General features: G+C 60.6%; 1 protein-coding gene. It reads right to left on the bottom strand.

From position 1 onward, the window contains the following. Nucleotides 1-36: 36 nt before the first annotated feature. The coding region (locus B4920_RS27295; protein WP_139379746.1) for a DUF4113 domain-containing protein at nucleotides 37-249 on the bottom strand (213 nt) is incomplete at its 5' end.

Below are 249 nucleotides of genomic sequence, written 5' to 3'. Positions count from 1 at the left end.
ATCGCAAAGGTCAGCGTGCTCATTCTCACCTTATCATTACCTCGCCACCGGCAGGTCCTCCCAGCGGGTGGTATAGCAGGGGCTCAAGTGTTCTTGCCGCATCATCCATTCGGGTGATCCCGTGCCCTGGCTGGCAAAGCCTACCCGGCCCAGGCCCTTGGCCTTGAGCTTGTCCACTACCGCCATCAGTGCATCTGACTGGCCGGGGGAGGGGACAAAAAGATCGGCCTGTTGCTGCCCCTTGGGAGT

The sequence above is a fragment of the Zoogloea sp. LCSB751 genome, assembly GCF_002028455.1.
Taxonomy (GTDB): Bacteria; Pseudomonadota; Gammaproteobacteria; order Burkholderiales; family Rhodocyclaceae; genus Zoogloea.
Note: the sequence above shows the minus strand (reverse complement) of the source record. Positions and strands in the feature narration are given on the sequence as shown.